Here is an 18,264-nt window from a genome sequence, read left to right on the forward strand (position 1 = left end):
GGGGGCCCGGTTCCGCCGGATTCGGGGCATTGCCCGTTCCCGCACGACCTCTGCTATAGTGCCGCCCCAGCATGGAGCAGGTGCGATGGCCGACGCCGCAGAAGACAAGAGAAACCAGCCGCAGGACCCCTTGATCGAGGCGCTGCGCGCGCTGCTGGGGGATCGTCTGTCCACCGCCCAGGCGGTGCGCGAGCACCACGGCAAGGATGCCTCCTACCACGCCATGGAGGCGCCCGACGCGGTGGCCTTCGCCGAGAGCACCGAGGAAGTCTCGGCCATCGTCAAGCTCTGCGCTCGGTACAAGCGCCCGGTCATCGCCTTCGGCACCGGCACCTCCCTGGAGGGCCAGGTGCAGGCGGCCCAGGGCGGCATCTGCATCGACCTCTCCAGCATGAACGCCATCCTGGAGGTCAACGAGGCGGACCTGGACTGCCGCGTGCAGGCCGGGGTGACCCGCAAGACGCTGAACGCCCATCTGCGCGACACCGGCCTGTTCTTCCCCATCGATCCCGGCGCCGACGCCTCGCTGGGCGGCATGGCCGCGACCTCGGCCTCCGGCACCAACGCCGTGCGCTACGGCACCATGCGCGAGAACGTCATGGGGCTGACGGTGGTCTTGGCCGACGGGCGGGTGATCCGCACCGGCGGGCGCGCCCGCAAGTCCTCGGCCGGCTACGACCTGACGCGGCTCTTCGTCGGTTCGGAGGGAACCCTGGGCATCATCACCGAGGTGCAGCTGCGCCTCTACGGCATCCCCGAGGCCATGGCCGCGGCGGTCTGCTCCTTCGACACCTTGGAAGGGGCCGTCGACGCGGTGATCCTGACCATCCAGTCCGGCATTCCGGTGGCGCGCATCGAGCTGCTCGACGAGCTGCAGGTCAAGGCCATCAACGCCTATTCCAAGCTCGACTACCCGGTCAAGCCGACGCTGTTCTTCGAGTTTCACGGCACCGAGGCCTGGGCCAAGGAGCAGGCGGAGCTGGTCGGCGAGATCACCGGGGAATACGGCGGGTCCAACTTCCAATGGGCGACGCGCCAGGAAGACCGCACCAGGCTGTGGGAGGCGCGGCACAACGCCTATTTCGCCTGCATGGCCTTGAAGCCGGGCGCGGGGGCCTGGGCGACCGATGTCTGCGTGCCGATTTCACGCTTGGCCGAGTGCATTCTGGAGACCCGCAAGGACATTGACGCATCCGGCGTCCTGGCGCCCATCGTCGGCCATGTCGGCGACGGCAATTTCCACCTCACCTTCCTGATCGATCCCGACGAGCCGGAGGAGATGGCCAAGGCCGAGGGCGTGAACGAGCGCATGGTGATGCGCGCGCTCGCCATGGGCGGCACCTGCACCGGCGAGCACGGCGTGGGCACCGGCAAGATGCGTTTCCTGCAGGCCGAGCACGGCGAAGCTCTGGCGGTGATGCGCCAGCTCAAGGTGACGCTGGATCCCGACAACATCATGAACCCCGGCAAGATCCTGACGGTCTGAGCGGGCGGGTCATGCTTCGAGACGGGCCTGCGGGCCTCCTCAGCATGAGGCCTTAGTCTTGCCTCAGCCTGAGGAGCCGCGATAGCGCCGTCTCGAAGGGCGAGGTAAGGCGCTGCGGCAAATCTGTCGCTTGCGGCCCCCGCGCCCGCCGCGCAAACTTTGCGGCATCATGGCTGAGGTCAGTCCCTCCGTATCTCCCGCTCTGGAAAGCGCCGGCAGCTTGCCGCCGCGCGGCGCCTGGCACGCGTTGCCGGCGCAAGCGGCCCTGGACGTGCTGGGCAGCGGCCATGGCGGCCTGACGGCGCAGGCGGCGGCCGAGCGCCTGGCGCGCTACGGCGAGAACCGGCTGCCGCACCGCGAGACCACGCCCCCCTTCGTCGTCTACCTGCGCCAGTTCAAGAGCCCGCTGGTCTATCTGCTGCTGGCCGCCACGGTGGTTTCGCTGATCGTCGGCGAATGGAGCGACGCGGCCTTCATCTTCGTGGTGCTTCAGCTCAATGCGCTGATCGGCGGCGTGCAGGAATGGAAGGCGGAGCAGAGCGCCGCCGCCCTGGACCGCATGCTGCAGGCCACCGCCGTGGTGTTGCGCGATGGCGTGGCGGCGCGCATCGATACCGCCGGGCTGGTGCCCGGCGACGTGGTGCGCCTGGAGTCCGGCACCGCCGTGCCCGCCGACCTGCGCCTGTTGCACCAGCAGGAACTGGCCGTCGACGAGTCCCTTCTGACCGGCGAGTCCCTGCCGGTGATCAAGGACGCCGCGGTGGTGCTGCACGAGGCGGCGCCCATGGCCGAGCGGATCAATCTGCTCTTCGCGGGCTCCACCGTGTTGACCGGGCGTGCCCAGGGCGTCGTGGCGGCCACCGGTGCCCACACCCAGATCGGCCGCATCGCCACGGCGCTGGCGGCGCCGGACCCGACGCAGCCGCCGCTGATCGGCCGCTTGGAGCAGTTCAGCCGCTGGATCGGCATCGCCTGCCTGGTGGCCATCGCCGTGCTGGCGGCGGTGCAGCTCGCCCAAGGCCTGTCGATCCTGACCGTCTTTCTGGTGGCCGTCGCCCTGGCGGTGGCGGCGATCCCGGAGGGGTTGCCGGTGGCGATCACGGTTGCCCTGGCCATCGCCACTTCGCGCATGGCCCGGCGCAACGTCATCGTGCGCGCCCTGCCGGCGGTGGAGGGGCTCGGCGCCTGCACGCTGGTGGCCAGCGACAAGACCGGGACCCTGACCTGCAACGAACTGACCGTGAAGCGGCTGGTGCTCTTCGACGATGCCGGCCCGGCGGTCGACGGGCAGGTGGCGGGCCAGGGCTACCGCCCCGATGGCGGCATCACCGTGGACGGCCGTCACCCGACGCCACAGGAGCAGGCCGGCTTCCTGGAGCTGGCACGCAGCGCGGTGCTGTGCAACGAGGCAGAGCTGCGCCTGCACGAGGAAACTGTCAGCCACCTGGGGGACACGGTGGACGTGGCCTTCCTGGTGCTGGCGCACAAGCTGGGCATCGATCCCGACCGGGCCAAGGCCGAGGCCGCCCAGCTCAGCATCATCCCCTACGAGCCGCAGCGCCGCTACGGCGCGGCCTTCGTCGCGGCCTACGCCGCGGGGCCGGAGGCGCATCGGCCGGGCGGGCGCGTCACCGTTCACGTCAAGGGGGCGCTGGAGGCGTTGCTGCCGATGTGCGACGGCGCCGACTGGGCGCAGGCCCTGGAGGCGGGCGAGGCCCTGGCGGCCGAAGGCTACCGCGTGCTGGCCGTGGCCAGCGGCGTGGTCTCGCAGGAGGCCGCGCGGCGCGCCGCGCCGGACTCGCTGCGCTACCTGCGCCTGCTGGGGTTGGTGGGGCTCATGGACCCGGTGCGTCCGGAGGTGCCGGCGGCAGTGGAGCGCTGCCGGGCCGCGGGGGTGGAAGTGGTGATGATCACCGGCGACCACCCGGAAACCGCCCGCACCATCGCCCGCCAGCTCGGCATCGGAGCGGATGGCGCGGGCGGTGAGGCACAGGTCGTCAGCGGCCGCGAGCTGACGGCGGCGGCCGACGAGCCCGCGCGCTTTGCCGAGCTGGTCGGCGGCGCCCAGGTCTTCGCCCGCGTCGAGCCGGCGCAGAAGCTGAAGATCGTGCGTTGCCTGCAGGAAGCGGGCCATCTGGTCGCGGTCACAGGCGACGGCGTGAACGACGCGCCGGCGTTGGCCGCCGCCGACATCGGCGTGGCCATGGGCAAGGACGGCACCGACGTGGCACGCGGCGCCGCCGACCTGATCCTCACCGACGACAACTTCGCCTCCATCGTCGCCGGCATCGAGGAGGGGCGCATCGCCTACGACAACGTGCGCAAGCTGATCTACCTTCTGGTCTCGACGGGCCTGGGGGAGATCGTGCTGTTCCTCCTGGCCATCGGCGCCGGCTTTCCGCTGCCGCTCTTCGCAGTGCAGCTCCTGTGGCTGAACCTGGTGACCAACGGCATCCAGGACGTCGCCTTGGCCTTCGAAAAGGGGGAGCCTGGGGTTCTGGACCGCCCGCCGCGCCCGCGTCGGGAATCGCTTTTCGACCGCCGCATGCTGGGCCAGGTGCTGGTCGCCGGCATCTACATGGGCGCCTGCGCTTTCGGGTTCTACGTCTGGGCCCTGCAGCGCGGGTTGCCGGAGGACCAGGTTCGCAACCTCTTGTTGCTGCTCATGGTGCTGTTCGAGAACGTTCACGCCCTCAACGCCCGCTCCGAGGAGCGCTCGGTCTTCGCCGTGCCGCTGGGCGCCAATCCCTTTCTGATCCTGGCGATCCTCGGCGCCCAGGGCATCCATGTCGCGGCCATGTACCTGCCGGGTCTCAGCGGCGTTTTGTCGGTGCAGCCCATCGCCCTGGCGGATTGGCTGTTGGTTGCCGTCCTCGCTTGTTCGCTGCTTGCCGTGATGGAACTGCGCAAAGCCTGGCTGCGCGCGGCCCGGCGCCGGGCCTCGAATGGCTGACAACACTCCCGCGGGGCCGAAGCCTAGAGCAGGTCAGGGTCGGCTGGAATCGCCGAAGGCGATCCACCGCCCCTGTAAACCTGCTCTATGCCTTTGAAATAGATCGGATTCACACGATTAGGCGGAACCACCTGTAGTTCCGCCTAATCGTGATCCGATCTAGGCGGGATCTTCCTCCAGAGGCTCGGCCTCCGGCTTGGTGTTGCTGGACTCGCCGCGCTCCGGCCGCGACCGGTTGCGGTCCTTGCGCTTGGCTTCTTCACGCTGCCGCTGCCGCTGCGCGGCGCGGTAGGCGTCCAGATCGACGATTTCACCCATCGGCACAGTCACTCGCCAGCTTGATTAAGAGAGCGGGTCCCTCGATGTCGTATGATCTCGACCGTCATTATGGACACGGCGGGACGCTCTTGTCAGGCACTCGGAAGCACCGCTTTGGATGTAAGTCTTTCCGGCCGGCTTTCCAGCCCGCGTCCTGGGGGCGCCGCCGCTGCCCGATCCCGATGAACATAACGCCTGGACGACCTTCGGGAGTATAATCATCTGGGACGGATCCGCTTGCCGTTCCGGCGGCCGTTTCCGGGCTCGTTCCCAGGTCCGCTCCCCAGGTCCGTTCCCAGGCCCGCGCCCGGGTCCGCGCCGGCTCCGTTTCTGGGGGTGCCTGAGCTTCCGCTTTGCCGGGCAGGCCCGAATTAAAGTAGCTTAGCGGAAACAGGTGCGGTTGCGATGTCCCCGGGGGTGCGGTGCGCCGGCGAAACCTTGGGGCAACAAGGCGCAGGGAAGCCAAGAAGGTACGGGAAGGCATCGTGAAGAAGGCGGCCATAGCAATTGTCGTTCTGGTTCTCCTGGTGGTCGGAGGGCTGCTGGTCGTGCCCAGTTTCTGGGACTGGAACGGAGAGAAGGGCCGCATCGCCGCCCTGGTGAGGGAACATACCGGCCGCGATCTGAAGATTGCCGGCGACGTCAGCCTGCGGCTGCTGCCGACCCCGGCCTTCTCGGCCCGCGAGGTTGCCCTGGCCAACGCCGAGGGCGGCTCGGACCCCGCGATGGTCCGACTCGAGGAACTGCAGATCCGTGTCGCCCTGGCGCCTTTGCTGCGCGGCAAGGTGCGGGTCGAGAGCGTGACCCTGGTGAAGCCGGAAGTCCTGCTCGAGGTGCTGCCGGACGGCCGGGCCAACTGGAATTTCGATGCGCCGGTGGCGGCGCGGCCGGGCGGTCCCGCGCCGGATGCCGAGGCCGGCGGAACGGCGGCGAGCGGCGGCGGCGAGGAGTCGATCCGCGTCGACAGCTTCATCGTCGAGGACGGTACGCTGCGCTACCGCGATGCGCGCAGCGGCCGCGCCGAGGTGGTGACCGGCCTGAGCGCCGAACTGGGCGCCCAGTCCCTTGCCGGACCCTTCGCCGTGACCGGCAGTGCCGTCTATCGCGACGTGCCGCTCGACTTCGACTTCAGCCTCGACCGCCTGGTCGACGACGGCGCGACCGCGCTGTCGCTGTCACTGAGTCTGCCCCGGTCGGCCGCCTCGGGCAGCTTCCTTGGCGCCTTGTCGCGGCACCAGGACCTGCGCACCCTGCGCGGCCGCCTGCAGGCGGAGGGCGAGGACCTCGCCCGCCTGATTGCCGCGCTGCCTTTGCAGGCAAAACCGTCCGAGTTGCCCGTCCCGCTGGCCCAGCCCTTTGCCGTAACGGCGGAGATTTCGGGCAGCGACAGCGAGGCCAGGGTGCAGGTTATCGCCCTGAAGCTGGGTGAGGTCTCGCTGGACGGTGACGTCGCCGTCACTTTCGGCGAGGTGCCGGACGTCGTGGCTACCCTGTCGGCCAAGAGCATCGATCTGGACAAGCTGTTGGGCCAGGCGGCGCCGGCGGCCGGCGGCGAACTTGGCGAAGGCGGCAAAGCGGCCGCGGCGCCGCCCGCGCCGGCGGCCCCAGGAGACGGCGGCGCGCGCCCGGCCGCCGCGGCCCCGGGTCTGCCGCGCGATATGACCGCCAGCCTCGACTTCACCGCCGAGGCGTTGCTGTACCGCGGCCAAACGGTGCGCCAACTCGCCGTTGCGGCACGTCTGGCCGACGGCAAGCTGGCGCTCGAAAAAGCGTCGGCCCAACTGCCGGGCAGTTCCGAGGTCGCGTTGTCGGGCCAGCTCGACCTGGCACCCGAGGGACCCCGGTTCGGCGGCGATGTCGCCGCCACCTCTGATAACCTCCGCGGCCTGCTGCATTGGCTGGGTATCGATGTCGCCATGGTCCCGCCCCAGCGGCTGCGCCGTCTGTCGCTGAAGACCGGCATCGACGCCGCGCCCGGCCAGATCACGCTGCATGACATCGATCTCAGCCTGGATGTCAGCCGGTTGACCGGCGGCGTCGCCGTGGCCCTGCGCGACCGGCCGGGCTTGGGCATCGGCGTCTCGCTCGACCGCATCAACCTCGACGCCTATTTGCCGGAGCCCGCCGCGGCGGCCGCGACGACACCCGCACCGTCCCAGGAAGCGGCGCCCGGAACCGCGCAGGGCGAAGGCGCGGTTCCGCAGGCCGGATCGGGCGCTGCGCAAACGCCGCCGCCCGCCGGTCTCGCCCTGCTCGGCCGCTTCGATGCCAACATCGACGTGAAGGTCGGCCAGATGACCTACCGGGGGCTGCCGCTGAACGGCCTGCGCCTGGATGCGACCCTGCAGCGTGGCGGCCTGGTGGTGCGCGACCTCTCCGTGGCCGATCTCGCCGGCAGCCGCGGACGGTTCGCCGGCAGCGTCGCCAACGTCGACCGCGAACCCTCGTTGGACGGTTCGCTCGATCTCTCGGTGGCGGCGCTGTCGCGGCTCGCCAAGGCCCTGGCGATCGATACCGGCGGACAGCTCCCCTTGGAGTCCTTCACCCTCAGCGGCGCCGTCAACGGCAACCGGGAGCAGCTTCGTTTCGATCAGAAGCTGGCGGCCCTGGGCGGGAGCCTGCGCGCGGCCGGCAAGGCCGAACTGGGGCGGACGGCTCCCGAGGTAGAGGCGGAGCTGGAGCTGGATCATCCCAATCTCTCCGTGCTGCTGGGCGAACTGCTGCGTGAGGCGGCGGTTCCCGGCGGCTTGGGGCCGGTGGCGCTGAAGGGCCGGCTGGCGGCGACGCCCGAGGTGATCCGTCTTTCCGGCCTCACCGGCAAGGCCGCGGGCACCGAGGTGCGGCGCGGCGATGTCACCGTGGCGCTCGCCGCGGCCCGGCCGAAGATCACCGCCGACCTGGAAACCGGCGTCTTGCCGCTGGCCGCGTTGGGCGCACCGGCGGCGGGCGGCGTGAAGGCGCAGAAGAAGGGCAATGGCGCGGGCGCCGCCGCCGCCGGCAGTTCCGCCGCTTCGGGCCGCGAGCGCTGGTCGACCAAGCCGATCGACGTCAGCGCCCTGCGTGGGCTGGATGCGGATATCAAGCTGCGCGCCAAGGCGATCGTCACCGACAAGCTGCGCCTCGACAATGCCGACATCGACGCCGTGCTGGCCGGCGGTGTCCTCGACCTCCGCAAGTTCAATGCGCAGACCTACGGCGGAGCCTTGGCGGTCACCGGCAAGGCCGACTTCCGCGAGAGCGCGCCCGGCGGCCTGGAGGTGGCGGCGGCCGTCACCGCCATCGACGTGGAACTGAAGGACCTGCTGGGCGCTCTGGCCGGCACCGATCGTTTCTCCGGCCCCATGTCGCTGGAGAGCAGCCTGAACAGCCGCGGGCTCAGCGAGGCGGCCCTGGTTTCCGCGCTGAACGGCAGGGGCAAGCTGCACGGCACGGTGACCGTCGCGGCCAAGGTGGAGGAGCAGGCCGGCGCCCTGGTGCTCAACCTGCTGGGCAAGAAGGTGAAAGAGGTGCGCGGGGTCAGCGACAGTACCACCATGCTGTTCGGCGCTTTTGCCGGCGCCCCGGCCAAGGTTGGCGGGACCTTCGTGGTGGAGCGGGGAGTCCTGCGCAGCGACGACCTGACGGTGCGCGGGCGCGATGCCCAGGCCCTGACCGCCGGCAACGTCGACCTGCCGGCCTGGCAGATGGAAAGCCGCACCGACGTGTTCCGCGACGCAGACCCGCAGAACGCCTACCTGACGGCGGTGCTGCGGGGACCGCCCGACTCTCCCGACGTCCGGATCGGCGGCCAGCCGTTCCAGCGCCGCGAGGAACCGGCCGCCGCAGAGCAGCCCACGGTCATTCAGGTGCCGGAGCGGGGAGAGGAACCGCAACCGCAGCAACCGGCTCAGCCGCCGCGGCCGGAGGATCTGCTCAAAGAAGGCGTGAAGGGTCTCTTGAGAGGCCTCGGGGGCTAGCTCTTACGGCGCGCACCCGGCGCCGGAGTTCTCGAGACGCCGCTTTAGGAGCGCTGCCACGGCCGGCGTGGGAGCCGCCTTCAAGGCCTCTTCTCGGTAGCGGCCTGCCGCCTCGGTGTCGCCGCAGCGGCGGTGCAAGTCGGCGAGGACCGCGGCCCAGAGGTAGGAACTCCTGAGCCAGGCCGGCGGCGCGAAATCCTTCAGCAGGGACAAGCCCGCGGCGGGGCCCCGCCATTCCGCGACCGCGACGGCGCGGTTCATGCGGTGAATCGCCGAGGGCGCGATGCTCTCCAGCAATTCGTAGCACTCCGCGACCCTGTCCCAGCGCGTTTCTTGGAAGGAGGGGGCGAGACAGTGCTCCGCGGCAATTCCCGCCTCCGCGTGATAGCGGGTGAAACTGTCGCCCCGCGCAGATCTTTCCAGGTATCGTAGGCCCGCTTGAATCCGGTCTCGGTCCCATCGGCTCCGGTCCTGCTCCTCCAGGAGCAGCAGGCCGCCGCTGCGGTCCTGGCGGGTGTCCATCCGCGCCATGTGGAGCTGCATGAGAGCCAAGAGGGCGAAGGTCTCCGGGGTCGCGCCGACGGGATGATCGCCCAGTATCGAGGCCAGCCTTATCGCCTCCTCACACAGCTCGCGGCGGATCGCCGCGGTCGCGTTCGAAGAGAGATAGCCCTCGGTGAAGAGCAGGTAGAGGGACTTGTTCACCGACGGAAGTCTCGCGGCGTAGAGGCCGGCGGACAGCTCATCGGGGCGGGGCGGAGTTTTCCGCAGCCGGCTTCGGGCGCGGCTGAGCCGCTTGTAGATGTTGGCTTCGCTGGTGAAGAGTCGCAGAGCGATTTCCGGGACGCTGAAACCGCAGAGCACCTTCAGGGCCAGGGCCATCTGCGATTCCTCGGGGAGCGCGCCGTCGCAGCAGACGAACAACATGCTCAGAAGGTCGTCCTGCATCTCTCCGGCAAGGCGGACCTCAGGCACTTCGCCGGGATCGCCGATGATGTCCCCCGCGTTCCGCTCCAGAAGGCGGCGCCGGCCCGCGCGCCGGCGCAGCTCCCCCAGCAGTTCGTTGCGGGCCACCCGGTAGAGCCAGGCAGAGGGATTGTCCGGCTTGCCCCTTGCCGTCCAGCTTTCGACCGCTTTCATCAAGGCCGACTGAACCGCATCCTCGATCGCCTCGAGATGCTGCGCCCCGACGCGGCGCGTCAGGACCGCGACAAGCCGGCCGTACTCGTGCCGGAAGAATTGCCGGGGCGGTTCGGGCGCCCTCAAGAGAGGGCGATCTCCCGGACTTCGACGCTGGACCCAGGCATGGCCACGCCGGGGCTTTGCCGCGCGACCTCGACCGCTTCGTCCAAGCTGTCCGCGGTGACGATCATGTAGCCGCCCACGATTTCCTTGGCTTCGACGAAGGGGCCGTCGGTCGCGTCGTCGGACGTTACGACCTTGCCGCCGCCGGCCAGCTTCCCGCCCATATCGAGGATGTTCTCCCGGAACTGCTCCTTCCAGGCGTTGAACTTCGCGTACATCTCCTCCATCTGCGCAGGAGACGGCGCCTCGCGTGCTGGCGCTTTGCTCTGAGCACTCCGTTGGATGAAGAGATAGGTTTTCCTGGCCATTTCGGTTCCTTTCCTGGCGAAGCCGCTGCGGTGAAGCGGGGGCGGCATACCCTATGACGCCCGGGCGGTCGTGGATTGGACAGTCTAGGGCATAGGTTTTCGCAGGGAAGCCGCCTCAGCGCCTGGGAGGTTCCTGCTCTGCGGAGCCGGAGGAAGGTGGCGTCTCGAGGCTGCGGCCCTGCGCGGCGGCGGCGCGGTAGTGCTGCAGCAGAAAAACCCTGACGGCGCTCGACAGGTTGCCGCTGCGGCCGCGGTCGATTTCCTCGATCAGGGCATTGAGCGACAGGCCGCGTCCGCCGGCGATCTCCTTCAAGGCGTCCCAAAAGACCCCTTCCAGCGACAGTGAGGTGCTGTGGCCGGAGATCTTCACCGAGCGTTTGCGGACCAGCGTGTTGCTCTCCGCCGCGTCCTCCTGGGCGGCCGGCTGCGGCGGCGCCGCAGCCGGTGGAGCCGATTTACCGATCATCACCGAAAGCTCACCGCCCGCGGCTCAACTCTTCGCCCGGGGGCCCAGCATGTTATCCGGGCGCACCCACTGCTCGAACTGCTCGTCGGTGAGCAGTTCCAGGGCGATGGCTGCTTCCTTCAAGGTCGAGTTGTCGCTGTAGGCTTTCTTCGCCACCTTGGCGGCGTTGTCGTAGCCGATGTGCGGATTGAGCGCCGTCACCAGCATCAGCGACTGGTTCATCAGGGCGGCGATGCGCTCCTCGTCGGCCTCGATGCCTTCCACGCAGTTGCTGCGGAAGGAGTCGCAGGCGTCGCCGATGAGCTGTGCCGACTGCAGCAGCGAGTAGATCAGCACCGGCTTGAAGACATTGAGTTCGAAGTGGCCGTTGGAGCCTGCCACGGTGCAGGTGGTGTGGTTGCCCATCACCTGGGCGCAGACCATGGTCATGGCCTCCGCCTGGGTCGGGTTGACCTTGCCCGGCATGATCGAGGAGCCGGGCTCGTTGGCCGGCAGCCTCAACTCGCCCAGGCCGCAGCGCGGGCCGGAGCCCAGCAGGCGGATGTCGTTGGCGATCTTCATCAGCGAGCAGGCGATGGTGTTGAGCGCGCCGGAGGCCTCGACCACGGCGTCGTGGGCGGCCAGGGCCTCGAACTTGTTCTCCGCCGAGACGAAGGGCAACTGGGTGATCTTGGCCACCTCGGCGGCGAAGGCTTCGGCGAAGCCGTCGATGGCGTTGAGGCCCGTGCCCACGGCGGTGCCGCCCTGGGCCAGTTGCAGCAGGCGCTCGGTGGCGCCTTCCAGGCGCTTGATGCCATAGGCGATCTGGGTGGCGTAGCCGGAGAACTCCTGGCCCAGGGTCAGCGGCGTGGCGTCCATCAGGTGGGTGCGGCCGATCTTGATGATCCCGTCGAAGGCCTTGGCCTTGGCGTCCAGGGCGGCGTGCAGGTGGCCGAGCGCCGGAATGGTCTCACCGACGATCTTCTGCACCGCGGCGATGTGCATCACCGTCGGGAAGGTGTCGTTGGACGACTGGCCCATGTTGCAGTGGTCGTTGGGGTGCACCGGCTCCTTGCCGCCCTTGCTGCCGTTCAGGATCTCGTTGGCGCGTCCGGCGATGACCTCGTTTGCGTTCATGTTGGTCTGGGTGCCGGAGCCTGTCTGCCAGACCACCAGCGGGAAATGGTCCATCAGCTTGCCGTCGGCGACTTCCTGGGCGGACTGGCAGATCGCCTCGGCCAGCTTGGCGTCGAGGACGCCCAGGGCCTTGTTGGTGCGCGCCGCCGCCAGCTTCTGGATTCCGAGTGCCCTGACCAGGGCCGGCGGCATCTTCTCCCCGCCGATCTTGAAGTTGGTCAGCGAGCGTTGCGTCTGCGCGCCCCAGTAGCGGTCGGCGGGCACGGCGATCTCGCCCATGGAATCGGATTCGATGCGGGTCTCGGTTTCGGCGGGAGATGCGGGAGACATGACCTGAAATTCCTGCTTGTTGCGGCGCGATCCGGGCGCTGCGCCCCGGCCGGGTGAACGGGCGGCGGGGTGAACGGGGCGGCCGGGGCCAGCGTTGAGAACGGGGCGGAGTTTATGAGGCTCGCCCGGATTTCTCAAACGATGGCGGCCGGCTGGCGCATGAAATTGTCCCCGGCCGCCGGATCCCGCGGCGGCCGGAGGCCTGCCGGCCTCGATGGCCTTCGCCCGCCGGCCGCGAGGGCGAAGGGACACGGGAAAGATGCGGCCTGGTATCGATCAAATCTCCAGGATGTAATGATGCAATCGTTTCGATAGTGCATCTTATCTATTCATATCTAGCTTTGAGTTGTTTTTTATTATTCAGTAAATCAACAGTATTGTTTTGTATTTATCTGAATTGATTCACAAGTTTTTAATCGAGTTCCTGATTACATGCCCCAAACTGTGAATACTTCTCATTAAATGAGATAAAGAAGATTGGGGTGAGAGAAATGGGCATCAGCTGGGTGCGTCCAAAAGGGCAGACGACTTCATTCGACGCTAATAGTTATAAGCAGATGGTCGAGGACATGCCGGTCTGCGTCATGCTCTGCGACCTGCAGGACTTGAGGATTACTTATGCCAACAAGGCCTCCTTGGAGGCCCTGAAAAGCATCCAGCACGCCCTGAAGGTGCCGGCTGACGAGATCGTCGGCGCCTGCATCGACATATTTCACAAGAATCCGACCCACCAACGGGCCCTGCTGGCCGATCCCTCGAACCTGCCCTACCAGGCCAGGATCACGGTCGGCGGCGAGTGGCTGGACCTGCTGGTGACCGCGCTCTACGACGCCAAGGGAAACTATGCGGGGCCCATGCTGACCTGGAGCATCGTGAGCGCCCAGGTGAAGAAGGAGCGCGAGACGCAGCAGCTTCTCGACATGCTGGACAAGATGCCGGTCAACGTCATGCTGGCCGACAAGGACAGCCTGGAGATCACCTACATCAACCGCACCAGCATCGACACGCTGAAGCCCCTGAAACATCTTCTGCCGGTGGACCCGGAAGATCTCAAGGGGCAGTGCATCGACATCTTCCACAAACACCCCGAGCACCAGCGCGGGCTGCTCGCCGACCCCGGCAACCTGCCGCATCGAGCGACCATCGCCCTGGGTGACGAAAAGCTGGATCTGCAGGTCTCGGCGGTCATGGACCGGGAAGGCAACTACGTAGCGCCCATGGTGACCTGGTCCGTCATTACCCAGAACCTGCGCATGGCCGAGAGCGTCTCTGCCGTGGTGTCGGCGGTTTCCGCGGCTTCCGCGGAGATGCAGAGCAACGCCAATTCCCTGTCGGGCACAGCCGAGGAGACCAATTCCCGGGCCAACACGGTGGCCTCCGCCTCGGAAGAGTTGAGCAGCTCGATTTCCGAGATCTCGCGCCAGATTACCCACTCGACCGAAATCGCCCAGTCGGCGGTCGCGGCGGCGCGCGAGGCCAACACCATGGTCAACGGCCTGGCCACGGCGGCGGAGAGCATCGGCGCCGTGGTCAACATGATCCAGGATATCGCCGAGCAGACCAACCTGCTGGCCCTGAACGCCACCATCGAGGCGGCGCGCGCCGGCGAGGCGGGCAAGGGCTTTGCCGTGGTCGCCAGCGAGGTCAAGGCCCTGGCCAATCAGACCGCGAAGGCGACGGAGCAGATCGCCCAGCAGATCGGCGAGATTCAAGGGGCGACCGGGGCCGCGGTTTCGGGCATCGATTCGATCACCCGCACGATCGAGGAGATCGACAGCGTCACCACCACCATCGCTTCGGCGGTGGAGGAGCAGGGCGCGGCGACCCAGGAGGTGAATCAGAACATCTCCGCCGTCTCCCAGGCCTCCGGCGAGACCGGGCGCATGTCGAAGGACGTGCTGCGCGCCGCCGAGGAGCTCTCCTCCCAGGCCCAGGCGCTGGAAGGCCACGTCTCGGAGTTTCTCAAGAACACCGGGACCTGATCTCCGGTTCCCGACGCCGCGCCCGCTCCTCGGGCGCCGGCGGCGCCCTCACTCCGCGACGGCTTCCGGCTGGCGCTCCAGCACCGGCGCGGGCTCCGGCGCGTCGCCCTTCGCGGCCTGCTCCGCCCGGCGCGCCCTGTCGACGGCGACGAAATCCCGCAAGGTCTTGCCGCGCTCCTCGGTGAAGCGCTCCTCCAGCACCGTCATCCGCTCCATGCGGTCCAGGCGGAAGGCGCGGAAGTCGTCACGCAGCTCGCACCAGGCGATCAGCAGCCAAACCGGCCCGTAGAAGGCCAGGGCCAGGGGGCGCACGCTGCGCTCGCTGGCCCGCGCCTCGGCGTTGCAGTAGTGGAAATGCAGCTTGTGCCGGCTCCTCAAGGCGGCGCGGATCGCCGCCGCGTCGACGCTGAGCGGCGCGGCCTTGTGGTCGGCCGGCGCGGAAAGCGGCGTGCGGGAGACCTGATCGCGCAGGTTCTCGGGCAGCACCGCCTCGACCTTGGCGACGACGTCGCCGGCGGCCTTGGCCAGCGCCGGATCGGCCCAGGATTCGATGATCCGGGCGCCCAGCACCAGGGCCTCGATCTCCTCCTCGGTGAACATCAGCGGCGGCAGGTCGTAGCCGCGCTGCAGCACGTAGCCGACCCCGGCCTCGCCCTCGATGGGGACGCCCGACGCCGCCAGGTCGCGAATGTCGCGATAGATGGTGCGCTCAGAGACTTCGAGCACCGTCGCCAGGTGCCGGGCCGTTACCAGCTTCCGGCGCCTAAGTTCTTGAACTATCTGAAATAACCTGTCCGCTCGGCGCATCCTGCCTTCCTCCTGACGGGGACAGTAGCAAATCCCTCCTGACAGCATAATGTCAGGAGGGAGGAAACACTTTCCAGTTGTTGCCGGACGGGGACCATCCGGGGCTCAGACCAGCGTCCGGAAGAAGCCGTCCAGGGCTTCGACCGCCTCGCTCCAGTTCTGTTCCGCCGTGCGGCCGCTGGCCTTGCGCGGCTTCAGGTCGTGGTCGCCGTCCTCGGCCCAGTGCAGGCGGATGGTTCTGGCCAGGGCATAGCCGGCGACCTCCTCCCGTTTGCCCAGGGCGTCGCGGGTGCCCTGGCAGATCAGGCAGGGGGTCTTCAGCGCCGCCAGGTGCTCGGTGCGCAGGCGCTCCGGCTTGCCGGCGGGGTGGAAGGGATAGCCGAGGCAGGCCAGGCCCCGCACGCCGGACCCCCGCTCTCTGGCGGTATCGGCGATCAGGCTGGCCATGCGCCCGCCCATGGACTTGCCGCCGATGACCAGCCCGCCGGCGCCCCCGGAACCTGAGAGATGGTCGATCACCGCCTGCCAGGTCGCCAGCAGTACCGGCTGGCGGTCCGGCGGCGGGCGCTTGTCCTCGCGCCGGCGCCGGGCCATGTAGGGGAACTCGAAGCGCGCGACCCGCCAGCCCCTGGCCGCCAGGCCCTCGGCGAAGAAGGTCATGAAGGGCGTGTCCATGGGCGCCCCGGCGCCGTGGGCGAAGGCGAAGGTGAGAGGGGCGTCCGCGGGACCGTCGGTGAACAGATCCGGCAGGGTGTCGCTGTTATTCATCGGCGCTCTCGTGCTTTTCGGGAGGAGGGAAGAGAACGACCGGAGGCTAACGCTCCCTTAACCAAGGGGCGGGATGATAGGCCCTGGCCAGGGATTTGTCCCCGATGGAAGCGGTTTTTGCGCTTTCCGGAGACCTCTGGATTCGAAACTGCAGGCCCCCAAAGGAGCTGGCCATGGACGACATTCGCCATCGCGACCTCAGCGAGATTCCTGAGGGGGAGATGACCTTGGAGGAGCGCCGGGAGTTAAAGCGGCGCTTCGAGGAGTTCGTCGGCCTGATGCGGCGTCCCGCCGTGGCCGGCAGTATCGGCAAGCCAGCCAGCCAGAAAAAGACCAAGCGCTGGAACCCGGCCGCCATGGGCAAGCGCCACTAGCGGGTCAGCCCTAGCGCGAGGCCGGGGGCCTCCGCCCTTCCTGAATTTCGGAACTTTGCCCGCCGCCGGATGCGCGCGGGTCGCTATTTCTTGCGGAAGGCGTCCAGGGTGACGACCTTTTCGCCGCTCTTCTTCTCTTCGCCGTCCTCGGGCCGCTCGGCCTCGTCGGGCTCGCCCTTCGCGTCGGGCACCGCCGCCGGCGGCTCGAAGAGCGCGGCGCTGTCCGGCCCGGCGCCCAGGGATTCAGCGGTTTCCACGTCGAACTGCAGGCCGAAGCGCACCGAGGGGTCGGCAAAAGCGGTCACGGCGGCGAAAGGCACCACCAGACGGTGCGGCACGTCGGAGAAGCTGAGGGTGACGCAGAACTGGTCCTCGTCGATCTCCAGGCCCCAGAACTGGTGCTGCAGGACGATGGTCATCTCGCCGGGATAGCGCTCGCGCAGGGCCGCCGGAATATCGGCGTCCTTATGATCGGTCCGGAAGGTGATATAGAAGTGATGATTGCCCGGCAGGCCGTGCTCGGCGACTTCGATCAGCGCCTTGCGCACCACGGAGCGCAAGGCATCTTCCACCATGCGGTCGTATCGCAGCCCCTCGTTCGACATAGCCTCCGTCACGCCCTTCCACAGACCATTTCCAGTTACTTCCGCGCGGGACGTTCTTGTCTTTGTTGATGCCCCCGCGCAGGGGCGCTTCTGTTGCCGTCTTGCGCCCCGGTGGGGCGCTTCTGTTGCCGTCTTGCGCCCCGGTGGGGCGCTTCTGTTGCCAGGTGCGCCCCGAACCCCGCCTAAACTTGTGAGAGCCTAGGACTTAAATTTGGCTAACCTGACCGCATTAAGCGGCGAGGCGTGCCTCACTGTAGTTGTCGTTCGCAACTATAGTTTCGGCCCGATAACGGCGGTACCATGCCGGGCACCGAACCCATCTTTACCACGCACGTCGATCCTATTTCGCCCCCATGAGAGCCCCCGAAACCCCCGCGGTTCTGCGGGGTTGGAGGGGTTTGGTGGAGGCGCCGGGTACTGCCCCCGGGTCCGTAACGCTTATTCCACAGGCCCGTTTAGCACCATAGCCGGCGAACCGGCAGCTCCAATATAAGCACTTTGGGTGGTTGATAAAAGGTCTACGCGGGCCGGCGTCCTGGCCGGGCCGGCAGTGCATGTCCGGCCCTGGCGGTGCAGAATACCGGGCCTGGGGCGGGCATCTGCGCTAGAATGCCGGGCTACGACTCCGGCGCCGCCGCGCCGCGGCCCCGGAGGAGAAGGCCAGTCACTCGGAGAGAAGGCGAAAAGGACCGACGTGAAGCAATACCTCGACCTCCTGCGCAAGGTGCGCGAGGAGGGCTGCTACAAGAGCGACCGCACCGGCACCGGCACCCAGAGCCTCTTCGGCTACCAGATGCGCTACGACCTCAGCCGGGGCTTTCCGGTGCTGACCACCAAGAAGCTGCACCTGAAGTCGATCGTCCACGAACTGCTGTGGTTCCTGGCGGGCGACACCAACATCGCCTACCTGAAGCAGCACGGGGTCCGCATCTGGGACGAGTGGGCCGACGAGAACGGCGACCTCGGGCCCGTCTACGGCGCCCAGTGGCGCTCCTGGCCGGCGCCGGACGGCCGCCACATCGACCAGATCGGCCAGCTGCTCCAGCAGTTGCGGGGCAACCCGGACTCGCGCCGCCACATCGTCTGCGCCTGGAACCCGGCGGAGGTCGACAAGATGGCGCTGCCGCCCTGCCACTGCCTGTTCCAGTTCTACGTTGCCGAGGGCAAGCTCTCCTGCCAGCTCTACCAGCGCAGCGCCGATGTCTTCCTGGGCGTGCCCTTCAATATCGCCTCCTACGCACTGCTGACCCTGATGGTGGCGCAGGTCTGCGGCCTGGAGCCCGGCGACTTCGTGCACACCCTGGGCGACGTGCATCTCTACGTGAACCACCAGCAACAGGCGGATCTGCAGCTTCAGCGCCAGCCCCTGGCCCTGCCGGTCATGAGGATCAATCCGGAGGTGAAGGACCTTTTCGCTTTCCGCTATGAGGACTTCGAACTGGTCGGCTACGAAGCCCACCCGCACATCAAGGCGCAGGTCGCCGTTTGAC

The 18,264-nt window shown here is 68.1% G+C and carries 14 protein-coding genes and 1 other RNA gene; 6 read left to right on the forward strand and 9 right to left on the reverse strand.

The annotated features are described in order from the left end of the window. Window positions 1-85: 85 nt before the first annotated feature. Window positions 86-1,486 (forward strand): FAD-linked oxidase C-terminal domain-containing protein, encoded by a 1,401-nt coding sequence (locus tag AAFN88_RS07455; RefSeq protein WP_347519484.1) that lies wholly within the window; start codon window positions 86-88, stop codon window positions 1,484-1,486. A 169-nt stretch (window positions 1,487-1,655) separates the two neighbouring features. Next, the gene (locus tag AAFN88_RS07460; protein ID WP_347519487.1) at window positions 1,656-4,439 is read left to right on the forward strand and encodes an HAD-IC family P-type ATPase; all 2,784 of its coding nucleotides are present in this window, start codon (window positions 1,656-1,658) and stop codon (window positions 4,437-4,439) included. Between the two features lie 159 nt (window positions 4,440-4,598). Here AAFN88_RS07460 and AAFN88_RS07465 read toward each other — a convergent pair whose 3' ends face one another. Beyond that, window positions 4,599-4,763, reverse strand: a complete 165-nt coding sequence (locus tag AAFN88_RS07465; RefSeq protein WP_347519488.1) for a hypothetical protein — start codon at window positions 4,761-4,763, stop codon at window positions 4,599-4,601. Between the two features lie 479 nt (window positions 4,764-5,242). Between AAFN88_RS07465 and AAFN88_RS07470 the strand changes: the two genes are divergently transcribed. Further along, the gene (locus tag AAFN88_RS07470) at window positions 5,243-8,713 is read left to right on the forward strand and encodes an AsmA family protein (RefSeq protein WP_347519489.1); all 3,471 of its coding nucleotides are present in this window, start codon (window positions 5,243-5,245) and stop codon (window positions 8,711-8,713) included. A 3-nt stretch (window positions 8,714-8,716) separates the two neighbouring features. On the opposite strand, the gene AAFN88_RS07475 is transcribed toward AAFN88_RS07470, so the two are convergent. The 4 genes from AAFN88_RS07475 to fumC all read right to left on the reverse strand — a co-directional run bounded on the left by AAFN88_RS07475 (window position 8,717) and on the right by fumC (window position 12,238). Further along, window positions 8,717-9,979: a sigma-70 family RNA polymerase sigma factor gene (locus AAFN88_RS07475; protein WP_347519490.1), complete on the reverse strand. Its 1,263-nt coding sequence runs from the start codon at window positions 9,977-9,979 to the stop codon at window positions 8,717-8,719. Then, window positions 9,976-10,326, reverse strand: coding sequence for a YciI family protein (locus tag AAFN88_RS07480; protein WP_347519492.1), 351 nt, complete (start codon window positions 10,324-10,326; stop codon window positions 9,976-9,978). Before AAFN88_RS07480 ends, AAFN88_RS07475 begins: the two co-directional genes overlap by 4 nt. 115 nt (window positions 10,327-10,441) lie before the next feature. After that, window positions 10,442-10,792 carry a ribbon-helix-helix domain-containing protein gene (locus tag AAFN88_RS07485; protein WP_347519494.1) on the reverse strand — a complete coding sequence of 117 codons (351 nt, stop codon included), beginning with the start codon at window positions 10,790-10,792 and terminating at the stop codon, window positions 10,442-10,444. A 24-nt stretch (window positions 10,793-10,816) separates the two neighbouring features. Continuing rightward, entirely contained in the window at window positions 10,817-12,238 is a 1,422-nt protein-coding gene (fumC, locus tag AAFN88_RS07490; protein ID WP_347519496.1) for a class II fumarate hydratase, read from the reverse strand. A 491-nt stretch (window positions 12,239-12,729) separates the two neighbouring features. Between fumC and AAFN88_RS07495 the strand changes: the two genes are divergently transcribed. Next, on the forward strand, window positions 12,730-14,220 hold the full coding sequence (locus AAFN88_RS07495) for a methyl-accepting chemotaxis protein (RefSeq protein WP_347519497.1): 1,491 nt from the start codon (window positions 12,730-12,732) through the stop codon (window positions 14,218-14,220). A gap of 48 nt (window positions 14,221-14,268) precedes the next feature. On the opposite strand, the gene AAFN88_RS07500 is transcribed toward AAFN88_RS07495, so the two are convergent. Continuing rightward, window positions 14,269-15,075, reverse strand: a complete 807-nt coding sequence (locus AAFN88_RS07500; RefSeq protein WP_347519499.1) for a YafY family protein — start codon at window positions 15,073-15,075, stop codon at window positions 14,269-14,271. A gap of 57 nt (window positions 15,076-15,132) precedes the next feature. After that, window positions 15,133-15,795, reverse strand: a complete 663-nt coding sequence (locus AAFN88_RS07505; RefSeq protein WP_347519500.1) for an alpha/beta family hydrolase — start codon at window positions 15,793-15,795, stop codon at window positions 15,133-15,135. Between the two features lie 173 nt (window positions 15,796-15,968). Between AAFN88_RS07505 and AAFN88_RS07510 the strand changes: the two genes are divergently transcribed. After that, window positions 15,969-16,169, forward strand: coding sequence for a hypothetical protein (locus AAFN88_RS07510; RefSeq protein ID WP_347519502.1), 201 nt, complete (start codon window positions 15,969-15,971; stop codon window positions 16,167-16,169). Window positions 16,170-16,252: 83 nt separating this feature from the next. On the opposite strand, the gene AAFN88_RS07515 is transcribed toward AAFN88_RS07510, so the two are convergent. Both AAFN88_RS07515 and ssrA read right to left on the reverse strand, forming a co-directional pair. Beyond that, window positions 16,253-16,774, reverse strand: coding sequence for a ClpXP protease specificity-enhancing factor SspB (locus tag AAFN88_RS07515; RefSeq protein WP_347519504.1), 522 nt, complete (start codon window positions 16,772-16,774; stop codon window positions 16,253-16,255). Between the two features lie 142 nt (window positions 16,775-16,916). Then, window positions 16,917-17,293: a transfer-messenger RNA gene (ssrA, locus tag AAFN88_RS07520) on the reverse strand. Between the two features lie 175 nt (window positions 17,294-17,468). Here ssrA and AAFN88_RS07525 point away from each other — a divergent pair. Then, the gene (locus AAFN88_RS07525; RefSeq protein ID WP_347519505.1) at window positions 17,469-18,263 is read left to right on the forward strand and encodes a thymidylate synthase; all 795 of its coding nucleotides are present in this window, start codon (window positions 17,469-17,471) and stop codon (window positions 18,261-18,263) included. Window position 18,264 lies beyond the last annotated feature (1 nt).

Origin of the sequence: Pelagibius sp. CAU 1746 (assembly GCF_039839785.1) — a bacterium.
GTDB lineage: Bacteria > Pseudomonadota > Alphaproteobacteria > Kiloniellales > Kiloniellaceae > Pelagibius.

Excerpts from the sequence above, each read along its gene's own strand:
- AAFN88_RS07455 (WP_347519484.1), top strand. The coding sequence starts at position 86 with ATGGCCGACGCCGCAGAAGACAAGAGAAACCAGCCGCAGGACCCCTTG.
- AAFN88_RS07460 (WP_347519487.1), top strand. The coding sequence starts at position 1,656 with ATGGCTGAGGTCAGTCCCTCCGTATCTCCCGCTCTGGAAAGCGCCGGC.
- AAFN88_RS07480 (WP_347519492.1), bottom strand. The coding sequence starts at position 10,326 with ATGGCCAGGAAAACCTATCTCTTCATCCAACGGAGTGCTCAGAGCAAA.
- AAFN88_RS07485 (WP_347519494.1), bottom strand. The coding sequence starts at position 10,792 with ATGATCGGTAAATCGGCTCCACCGGCTGCGGCGCCGCCGCAGCCGGCC.
- fumC (WP_347519496.1), bottom strand. The coding sequence starts at position 12,238 with ATGTCTCCCGCATCTCCCGCCGAAACCGAGACCCGCATCGAATCCGAT.
- AAFN88_RS07495 (WP_347519497.1), top strand. The coding sequence starts at position 12,730 with ATGGGCATCAGCTGGGTGCGTCCAAAAGGGCAGACGACTTCATTCGAC.
- AAFN88_RS07500 (WP_347519499.1), bottom strand. The coding sequence starts at position 15,075 with ATGCTGTCAGGAGGGATTTGCTACTGTCCCCGTCAGGAGGAAGGCAGG.
- AAFN88_RS07505 (WP_347519500.1), bottom strand. The coding sequence starts at position 15,795 with ATGAATAACAGCGACACCCTGCCGGATCTGTTCACCGACGGTCCCGCG.
- AAFN88_RS07510 (WP_347519502.1), top strand. The coding sequence starts at position 15,969 with ATGGACGACATTCGCCATCGCGACCTCAGCGAGATTCCTGAGGGGGAG.
- AAFN88_RS07515 (WP_347519504.1), bottom strand. The coding sequence starts at position 16,774 with ATGTCGAACGAGGGGCTGCGATACGACCGCATGGTGGAAGATGCCTTG.